Source organism: Flavobacterium sp., assembly GCF_027533505.1.
Taxonomy (GTDB): domain Bacteria; phylum Bacteroidota; class Bacteroidia; order Flavobacteriales; family Flavobacteriaceae; genus Flavobacterium.
Map to the genome: position 1 here is coordinate 1 of NZ_JAPZUB010000009.1, position 10,678 is coordinate 10,678.

General features: G+C 42.8%; 6 protein-coding genes. 5 read left to right on the forward strand and 1 reads right to left on the reverse strand.

The annotated features are described in order from the left end of the window. The first annotated feature begins 498 nt into the window (after window positions 1–498). The 4 genes from O9316_RS02775 (at window position 499) to O9316_RS02790 (ending at window position 8,283) form a co-directional block, all read left to right on the forward strand. Complete coding sequence (locus tag O9316_RS02775; protein WP_298205053.1) at window positions 499–1,476, forward strand: ribonucleotide-diphosphate reductase subunit beta; 978 nt, start codon at window positions 499–501, stop codon at window positions 1,474–1,476. Between the two features lie 136 nt (window positions 1,477–1,612). Further along, a complete protein-coding gene (locus tag O9316_RS02780) occupies window positions 1,613–4,039 on the forward strand; it encodes a ribonucleoside-diphosphate reductase subunit alpha (RefSeq protein ID WP_298205054.1) in 2,427 nt (808 codons plus the stop codon). 142 nt (window positions 4,040–4,181) lie between these two features. Next, on the forward strand, window positions 4,182–5,513 hold the full coding sequence (locus O9316_RS02785) for a deoxyguanosinetriphosphate triphosphohydrolase (RefSeq protein ID WP_298205077.1): 1,332 nt from the start codon (window positions 4,182–4,184) through the stop codon (window positions 5,511–5,513). Between the two features lie 85 nt (window positions 5,514–5,598). Continuing rightward, entirely contained in the window at window positions 5,599–8,283 is a 2,685-nt protein-coding gene (locus tag O9316_RS02790; RefSeq protein ID WP_298205055.1) for a T9SS-dependent M36 family metallopeptidase, read from the forward strand. Between the two features lie 134 nt (window positions 8,284–8,417). Here the strand turns inward: O9316_RS02790 and O9316_RS02795 are convergent, their stop codons facing one another. Beyond that, entirely contained in the window at window positions 8,418–10,193 is a 1,776-nt protein-coding gene (locus tag O9316_RS02795; protein WP_298346944.1) for a 1-deoxy-D-xylulose-5-phosphate synthase, read from the reverse strand. Between the two features lie 37 nt (window positions 10,194–10,230). Between O9316_RS02795 and O9316_RS02800 the strand changes: the two genes are divergently transcribed. After that, a complete protein-coding gene (locus O9316_RS02800; protein WP_298205057.1) occupies window positions 10,231–10,671 on the forward strand; it encodes a nucleoside deaminase in 441 nt (146 codons plus the stop codon). The last annotated feature ends 7 nt before the right edge of the window (window positions 10,672–10,678 follow it).

Here is a 10,678-nt window from a genome sequence, read left to right on the forward strand (position 1 = left end):
GGATACAATCTAAAGCTCCGATTTAACCAAATTAAAGAACTAATTATTTTTTGGTTACAATTATTGTTCAACTTTTTCACTAAAAATAAAACCACTATTTTAATCGAAATTTAAAATAGTGGCTTTTTAAGGAATGACTAAATACCGTCGATGGCCAATCCTTCTTCTTTAAAATTCTAAAAAAATAATCCAGGGATTTCCTTTGTTAACCGTTTTTCTGTTTACATTTTCACAACATTCAGCGCCTTCGAAAACCCAACGAAAATAATTTACTCCTTTTCCGAAAACCCTTGATTTTTCTGCCTTTTATCAAAATTTGCACTTCTATCTACCTGTTTTTCAATACGTTATAAAATAGTTAAAAAGAAGAATTTTCTTACGCGTTGTTAAAAACTAAAGCCGATTGTGGATAAGTTTGACTTTCTTTTTTACGGGTATTTGACCAAATTTGTAACAGTCAGAATAACGTTAATAAAATCCTAAAAAAAGAACAACACTATGGCAATTGCGGAACCCATTCTACAGGACAACAAAGACCGATTTGTAATTTTCCCCATCAAACACCATGATATTTGGGAATGGTATAAAAAACAAGAAGCCTGTATTTGGACGGCGGAAGAAATCGATTTGCACCAAGACTTAAACGATTGGAACAACAAATTGAACGATGACGAACGCTATTTTATCAAACATATATTGGCTTTTTTCGCGGCTTCCGACGGGATTGTCAATGAAAACTTAGCCGAAAACTTCGTGAGTGAAGTACAATACCCCGAGGCTAAATTCTTCTACGGGTTTCAATTGATGATGGAAAACATTCACAGTGAAACCTATTCGCTTTTGATTGATACCTATGTAAAAGATGAGGCTGAGAAAAATCAATTGTTTCATGCTATTGAAGTCTTCCCAGCCATCAAACAAAAAGCAGAATGGGCGTTGAAATGGGTACAATCACCCAATTTTAATGAACGCCTCATTGCATTTGCGGCGGTGGAAGGTATTTTCTTTTCGGGATCGTTTTGCTCGATTTATTGGTTGAAAAAACGTGGGTTAATGCCCGGACTCACCTTCTCCAACGAATTAATTTCGCGTGATGAAGGAATGCACTGTGACTTTGCCGTTCACTTGCACAACCACCATTTGGTGAATAAAGTTTCGAAAGAGCGCATTACCGAAATTTTAACCGATGCTTTAGACATTGAGCGTAAATTCATCACCGAGTCTTTACCGGTGAGTTTGATTGGTATGAATTCCAAATTAATGACCCAATACCTCGAATTCGTGACCGACCGTTTGTTGGTCGAATTGGGCTGTAATAAAGTATTCAACGTGACCAATCCGTTCGACTTTATGGATATGATTTCATTGCAAGGAAAAACCAATTTCTTTGAAAAACGCGTTTCTGAATACCAAAAAGCAGGCGTTATGAACAATGACTCCAGCACGCAGAAAATTAGCTTCGACGCTGATTTTTAATTCGATCAAAATCATTCAAAATAAAGCTCCGGGAGGAGTTCCAACCGATTCGAGCTAGCCTATCGTGGCCTCGCATCAAAAATCAATTCGAGTTAGAGAAGGGATTGTCTAACTCATAACCTAAAACCAAACGAATATGTACGTAGTAAAAAGAGACGGCCACAGAGAGCCCGTTATGTTTGACAAAATTACCGACCGTATCAAAAAATTATGTTACGGCCTAAACGAAATGGTCGATGCTGTAAAAGTAGCCATGCGTGTAATTGAGGGCTTATATGACGGTGTGACCACTTCTGAATTGGACAACCTTGCCGCCGAAACCGCTGCTGCCATGACGGTAACCCACCCGGATTATGCGTTGTTGGCCGCCCGAATTGCGATTTCCAACTTACACAAAAACACAAAAAAATCGTTCTCCGAAACCATGAACGATATGTTTCATTATGTAAACCCGAGAACCAATCAAGAAGCGCCTTTACTCTCTGAAGAAGTACATCAAGTAATTATGGAAAACGCCGAGTTTTTGGATTCTCATGTAATCTATAACCGCGATTTCAATTACGATTATTTTGGTTTTAAAACCTTAGAGCGTTCTTACCTTCTCAAAATAAATGGCAAAATCGTAGAACGTCCGCAACACATGTTGATGCGTGTGGCGGTGGGCATTCACTTAAACGACCTTCAGTCGGTGATTGAAACTTACGATTTAATGTCCAAAAAATTCTTTACCCACGCAACACCTACGCTTTTCAACGCCGGTACGCCCAAACCGCAAATGTCGTCTTGCTTTTTGTTGACCATGAAAGACGATAGTATCGATGGCATTTATGATACGTTGAAACAAACGGCCAAAATCTCGCAATCGGCTGGAGGTATCGGGTTGTCGATTCATAATGTGCGCGCTACAGGTTCGTACATTCGAGGCACCAACGGAACGTCCAACGGAATTGTACCGATGTTACGGGTCTTCAATGATACGGCCCGTTATGTAGACCAAGGCGGTGGAAAACGCAAAGGAAGTTTCGCCATTTACATCGAACCTTGGCATGCCGACATTTTCGAATTCTTGGATTTGAAAAAGAATACCGGTAAAGAAGAGATGCGTGCCCGCGATTTGTTCTTTGCGATGTGGATTTCTGACTTGTTCATGCAACGGGTAGAAAATGACGCAGAATGGACCTTAATGTGTCCCAACGAATGTCCTGGACTATACGATACGTATGGGGAGAAGTTTGAAGCATTATACACCTCCTACGAATTGGCTGGCAAAGGCCGTAAAACCATTCGTGCCCGTGAATTGTGGGAGAAAATCTTAGAATCACAAATCGAAACGGGAACTCCCTACATGTTGTACAAAGATGCGGCCAACCGTAAATCGAACCAGAAAAACTTGGGTACGATTCGCTCCTCCAACTTATGTACCGAAATCTTGGAGTATACTTCTGAGGATGAAATCGCGGTCTGTAATTTGGCCTCCATTTCGTTACCAATGTTTGTGGAAGACGGTAAATTCAACCACGAATTATTATACAACGTGACCAAACGCGTAACGCGCAACTTAAATAAAGTTATCGACCGCAACTATTACCCGGTTCCCGAAGCCGAGAACTCCAACATGCGCCACCGTCCTGTTGGATTGGGCGTACAAGGTTTGGCCGATGCGTTCATCATGATGCGTTTGCCGTTTACCAGCGATGAAGCCAAACAATTGAACCAAGACATCTTTGAAACGATTTACTTCGCTGCCGTTACCGCTTCGATGGAATTGGCCAAAGAAGAAGGACCGTATTCTACCTTCCAAGGGTCACCCATTTCGCAAGGGGAATTCCAGTACAACCTTTGGGGATTGAAAGACAGCGACTTATCAGGTCGTTGGGACTGGGCCTCGCTGCGTAAAGAAGTGATGGAACACGGGGTGCGCAACTCCCTATTGTTGGCACCGATGCCGACCGCTTCTACCTCGCAAATTCTTGGAAACAATGAAGCCTTTGAACCGTATACGTCCAATATCTACACCCGCCGTGTATTGTCGGGCGAGTTTATTGTAGTCAACAAACACTTGTTGGAAGACTTGGTTAAACACGGGTTGTGGAATGAAAACTTGAAACAAGAAATCATGCGCCACAACGGTTCGATACAAAACATTGACATCATTCCGCAAGAGTTGAAAGAATTGTATAAAACCGTTTGGGAAATGTCTATGAAAGATATTATTGACATGTCCCGTCAACGCGGATATTTCATTGACCAGTCGCAATCGTTGAACTTGTTTATGCAGGATGCTACCTTTGCCAAACTGACCTCAATGCACTTCTATGCGTGGAAAAGCGGCTTGAAAACGGGCATGTACTACTTAAGAACAAAATCAGCTGTAGATGCCATCAAGTTCACCTTGAGTAACGAGAAAAAAGAAGAACCTACGGTTACCTTACAACAACCCGAACCCCAAGCGGTGGAAGTAATCGCCCCTGAATCGGGAGAAATGAGCGCCGAAGAATTCCGATTGATGGTGGAACGCGCCCGCAATGCCGGTCCTGAGGACTGTGAAATGTGTGGATCGTAGTTTTATTATAAATGAGAAATTTTAAATTATAAATTAGGATAACAGCTGTCAGCAATGGCGGCTGTTTTTTTATAGTACAGCTCTGTAATTAGCCATGATGAATTTATTTACATTTGTGGTTACCGAAAAATAAAATCACATGATGACTTGGGAACAACTTTTATCCTTGAAACGTCAAGGCGACACGGGCAAACGCTTACGCATCGAGCAAGACGATACCCGTTTGGGATTTGAAGTCGATTACGATCGTATTATTTTCTCGGCGCCGTTTCGCAGTTTGCAAGATAAAACCCAAGTAATTCCGTTATCCAAAACCGATTTCGTACATACGCGCCTCACCCACAGTTTGGAGGTTTCGGTAGTAGGACGTTCGTTAGGCCGTTTGGTCGGTAAAAAAATCATCGAAAAATATCCGTACCTCGCCACCATACATGGCTATCAAGCCAATGATTTTGGAGCTATTGTCGCCGCCGCTGCTTTGGCCCATGACATTGGTAATCCACCGTTTGGTCATTCGGGTGAAAAAGCGATTGGCGAATATTTTTCCCGAGGCAACGGACAAAAATTCAAAGAGCAACTGAGTCCGAAAGAATGGCAAGATTTGGTCGATTTTGAAGGCAACGCCAATGGATTTACAGTACTTACGGGGACGCGTCCGGGCATTGAAGGGGGATTGCGCTTGTCGTATGCCACTTTAGGCGCTTTTATGAAGTATCCGAAAGAAAGTTTACCCAAAAAACCCACAGCAAATATCTCCGATAAAAAATTCGGCTTTTTCCAAACCGACAAAGCTTTTTTTCAAGAAGTGGCCGAAGAATTGGGATTGCTAAAAATAACCTCAGGCGAAGATCTACGCTATTTGCGCCATCCGCTCGCTTTTTTGGTCGAAGCTGCCGACGATATTTGCTACACCATTATAGACTTTGAAGACGGCATTAATTTAGGCTTGGTGGCCGAAGATTTCGCCTTGGAATACCTCATTAATTTGGTCAAAGACACCATTGACCGCAACAAATACAATGCTTTAACCACCAAAGAGGATCGCATTAGTTACCTGCGTGCCTTGGCTATTGGTAACCTCATCAATGATGCGGTAAAAGTATTTTTGGAAAATGAAGAAGCTATTTTAAAAGGCGAATTTCATCATGCCTTAACCGACAAAAGCAAATACAAAGCCCAAATGGATGACATTATCAAATTGAGTGTCAAAAACATTTACCAAAGTCGAGAGGTCATTGAAAAAGAGCTGAAAGGTTACCAAATTATCAATAGTTTGTTGGACAAATTTATTACAGCTTACAACCATCAATATGAGGGAAAAACCTCTAACTACGATGCCCTTTTGTTAAAAGTACTCCCCGAAAAACACCGCTTAGAAAAGAGCAGTTTGTATGAACGATTGATGCACATATGCCATTTTATCTCGCTTTTAACAGATGGAAATGCCGTGTTGTACCATGACATGCTGGGTTAACATTTCTTAATTTTCTGACTCTCAAAGGGCTGTGGTTGTTTTTTTGAAAAGATTACGCTAATTTTGAAAAGGTTAACCAACAGCTATGAAAAAATTCTACCTAGGATTACTGGGCCTTTGCAGCAGTATTTGGGCGCAAGAGATTCCGAAACAAGCTATACAAGCAGCATTGCAACAGCAACAAATCACCCAAAAATGGGCTGTAAGTGACATTGCCGAATGGGAAGTAGTGAGTCAAACCACTTCTGAATCAACAGGAATTACCAATTATTTTATCCGACAAACCCTTGATGGTCTTCCTATTTTTGAATCCGTAACTACCGTATGGGTTAAAAAAGGCGCTGTGATTCAAGTTGGCGATCGTTTCATCACAGGAATTTTACAAAAAGCCGATCGAAATACAAAGGCACAACCTGCAGCAGCAATTTTTCAGAAAGCAACGCAAGAGTTAGGATATGTTCTTTCCCCTTCTGTGCTGAAACAAGAGAATACAGCGAAGGTAACGCTTGTAAACGACAACGCTATCGATGACCCTATTCAAGCTACCTTAGGCTATCTTACCATTAACGGCCGTTTGCAAAAAGTTTGGCATTTCGAATTTTACAGTCCCAACCAAGAACATCTATGGAGCCTTTACGCCGATGCAGCTACAGGTTCGATAGTCCAAAAAAACGATTTAACGGTACGTTGCCAATTTGACCATCCGCACGACAATTCTCCATCAGCTTCCTCTATCTTTTCCTTTGAAAAATCAGTACAAAAAGCGGTAAGTCCTTTACAAGTTCAAAGCGGAAACTATCGCGTCATCCCGTTTGAATTTGAAAGTCCTAACCACAGTCCCTTTCAACTTATCAGCAGTCCCGCCAATGCATTGGCTTCTCCCAAAGGCTGGCATGATACCAACAACCTTTCGGACAACATTCCTACCTTAAAATACACCTACACTCGCGGCAACAATGTTTGGGCGCGCGCCGACTATACCAACACGAATCCCACAGTCCATTCGACCAATCCTACGGCCAATGGTTATGCCCCCGATGGCGGAAGTAGTCTCACCTTTGACTTCCCCTACGGCGGGGTAAGTGTACAACCCAATACCTATATTAATGCAGCCGTGACCAATTTGTTTTACATGAACAATTGTTTACACGATGTGTGGTATCAATATGGCTTTAATGAGCAGAATGGCAATTTTCAACAAAATAATTTCGGACGGGGCGGTTCGGGATCCGACTTTGTCTGGGCCGATGCACAAGACGGTTCTCGTTCGACTACGCCTTCGTTTAACAATGCTAACTTTTCCACTCCCTCTGATGGAGTGCGTCCGCGTATGCAAATGTATGTTTGGAATGTGGCACCCCCTATTTTTCCAATAACTGTAAATAACCCGGCCTCTGTAGCTGGAAATTATCGTGCAGTTCAGAATGTTTTCAACCCCGGCTTTGTGAGCGTCCCCCAAGCACCCAACTTTATTCAATCCGATTTGGTGTTGTATCAAGACGGGACAGGTGGTTTAAATGAAGCCTGTGTGCCCCCTTCAAATGGTCCCGCAATGAACGGAAAAATCGTCATTATTCGACGTGGGAATTGCAACTTTACTGTTAAAGTCAAAAATGCACAAAACAGAGGCGCGGTGGCTGTAATTATGGTTAACAATGTTGCAGAACCCGAATATTTAAGTATGAGTGGCGCTGACAATACAGTAAGTATTCCAGCAATTTTAGTAAGTACGTTAGATGGCGAGACATTAATCAATGCTACATTTTCAAATCCTGTTAATGTTCGTTTACAACTCAACGGAGCACCATTCGTAAGTACCGATGGCGATTTTGACAACGGCATTATTGCCCATGAATACGGTCATGGAATCTCCAACCGTTTAACCGGAGGGCCCAGTTTAAGCAATTGTTTGACCAATGAAGAACAAATGGGCGAAGGTTGGTCGGATTGGTTTGCCTTGATGTTGCAAATGAAGCCTGGAGATGTTGGAACAACACCCAAAGGGATTGGCACTTTTGCTGTAAGTCAGCCTACTACAGGAGGCGGAATTCGCCGTTTCCCCTATTCCACCGACATGGATATCAACCCGAGTACATTTGCCACAGTAAACGATAACTTTATCACCGATGCCGACGGGAATACTACCGTTTCACAACATAATATCGGTGAAGTTTGGTGTGCGATGCTTTGGGATTTAACCTGGGCGTATGTCGCAAAATATGGTTACGACCATAACAAATACACGGGAACCGGTGGAAACAACAAGGTAATGCGTTTGGTACTAGACGGCTTAAAATTACAACCTTGTAACCCTTCTTTTACCGAAGCGCGCGATGCTTTAATCGCTGCCGATCAAGCTACCACGGGAGGTGCCGATTATTGTATGATATGGGAAGTTTTTGCCCGCAGAGGTTTGGGAATTAATGCAAGTTCGGGCAACCGTAACGACTCCGCCGATCAGGTAGAAGATTTTACGCAGCCAGCGCCAGGACCCAATTGTACGGCCTTGGGTACAGCAATTTTTGAAAATAACCTTACCTACCGCGTTTATCCCAATCCAGCGACTAACGAAGTATTTGTGGAGCTGCCCAATTATAACCGTGCGTTGGACGTTCGTTTAATCGATATCCACGGTCGCCTCGTGTACCAAGACCACTGGAGCAACGGAACCTTGAACCGAATTCCATTAGGAAATATACAATCGGGAATATACATTCTACAAGCAACTGGAGAAAGCCTACAAATCACCGAAAAAATTATCAAAAATTAAATCAAAACGGACCTCAAAAGGGTTCGTTTTTTTTGGAGCAACACGTTTAGTACATCAATCACGACTGTCCGGCTTTCCGCTGTAGTCCCTCTTGCATCGGGAGCTGCCGCTTCAATCCGGGCTAGAATTCACGCTTATTTTTCTAAAAGCATCTTTAAAAACTGCTGAATGGCTTGTGGTGATATCCTACATAATTCCTGCAATTGAGTAACGGCTCCATGTTCAATAAATTGATCCGGAATTCCCAATCGGTGGACAGGAAGTTGATAATCGTGCGTCGTGACAAATTCGGCAACAGCACTACCCAATCCGCCTTCAATCGTTGCATCTTCTAAAGTGATTACAACCCGATGCTGCTTACAAATGGTATGCAAAAGCGCTTCGTCTAGCGGTTTTATACATCCGAAATGATACAGACTCACCTTTTCTTTTGAGTCAAAATCGGCAAGAGCGGCAAGCGCATTATTTCCAATAAATCCTGTTGAAATCAGCGCAATATCCGAACCTTGTTGCAGTACTTTTCCTTTTTTATAGTCTATTTTTTGAAAGGGTATTTCACAATCCAATCCTACGCCACGACCCCGCGGGTAGCGAATAGCAATGGGATTTTCCAATCCTAAAGAAGCGGTATACAAGAGTTGGCGCAACTCCACTTCATCCAAAGGAGCGACAATTTCCATATTCGGTACACAGCGCAAATAGGCCAAATCAAAAACACCATGATGCGTAGCACCGTCTTCGCCTACCAAACCGGCACGATCCAAACAGAAAATCACCGGTAGCTTTTGTAAGGCCACATCGTGAATCACTTGGTCGTACGCCCGTTGTAAAAACGTGGAATAAATATTGCAAAACACCACCATTCCTTGGGTAGCCATTCCTGCAGCCAAGGTCACGGCGTGTTGCTCGGCTATCCCCACATCAAAAGCGCGTTCAGGAAAAGCTTCCATCATATATTTCATCGAACTCCCCGACGGCATGGCTGGGGTAATTCCGATTATTTTGGGATTATCTTTTGCTAAGCTTACCAAAGTATGTCCAAAAACATCTTGGAATTTAGGGGGCAAATGGGATTCTTCTTTGGTAATGAGTTCGCCAGTTGCCGCATCAAATTTTCCAGGTGCGTGGTATTTGACTTGATCTTGTTCGGCTTGCAATAAGCCTTTTCCTTTGGTGGTGATGACGTGCAAAAACTTGGGCCCTTTCACCTTTTGCAAACGTTTCAATTCTTTAATTAAAGCCGGTAAATCATGACCGTCTATCGGACCCGAATACGCAAAGTTCAGGGATTTGATCATGTTGTTTTGCTTCGGGTTTTTTCCTTCTTTTACAGCCGTCAAATACGTTTTCAGTGCGCCCACACTCGGGTCAATTCCGATGGCATTATCATTTAAAACAACTAATAAATCTGCATCGGTTACTCCGGCATGGTTCAACCCTTCAAACGCCATTCCACTCGCAATCGAGGCATCGCCAATTACAGCAATGTGTGAGCGTTTTTCACCTTTTAACTGAGAAGCAAGCGCCATTCCTAAAGCAGCTGAGATAGAGGTAGAGGAATGCCCTACGCCAAACGTATCATAGACACTTTCAGCACGTTTGGGAAACCCCGAAATGCCCCCTTTCTGGCGATTGGTTTCAAACTGATCGCGGCGTCCGGTTAAAATTTTATGCCCATAAGCTTGGTGTCCCACATCCCACACCAATAAATCGTCGGGGGTATTGAACACATAATGCAGCGCTATGGTCAATTCGACCACACCCAAACTGGCTCCCAAATGCCCTTCTTTTACGGCCACAACCCCAATGATTTTTTCGCGCAATTCCTGAGCGAGTTGCTCCAATTGCGCAATATCGAGTTGCCGTAAATCGGACGGAGATTGAATTTGTGCGAGTAAATGTTCCCCCATGAGTCAAAGGTACAAATTGAATTCCTATTTTTGTTTTATGGAACCTATTTTCACCGACGAATACTTCATGAAAAAAGCCTTGGTAGAGGCTGAAAATGCTTTTGAGAAAGGTGAAATTCCGGTTGGCGCGATTATTGTAGTAGAGAATCGGGTCATTGCCCGAAGTCATAATCTAACCGAAATGCTCAACGATGTTACCGCACATGCAGAAATGCAAGCCATTACAGCAGCAGCCCATTTTTTTGGAGGCAAATACCTAAAAGGCTGTACGTTGTATGTAACGTTAGAACCTTGTCAAATGTGTGCTGGCGCGCTGTATTGGAGTCAGATCTCCAAAATTGTGTTTGGCGCCCGTGATGAACAACGGGGATTTATGACTCTAGGTACGCAGTTACATCCTAAAACCGAAGTGGTTGCAGGAGTGATGGCCGAACAATGTGCCCAATTAATGAAAGATTTTTTTAAAAAACGACGCTAACCTATTT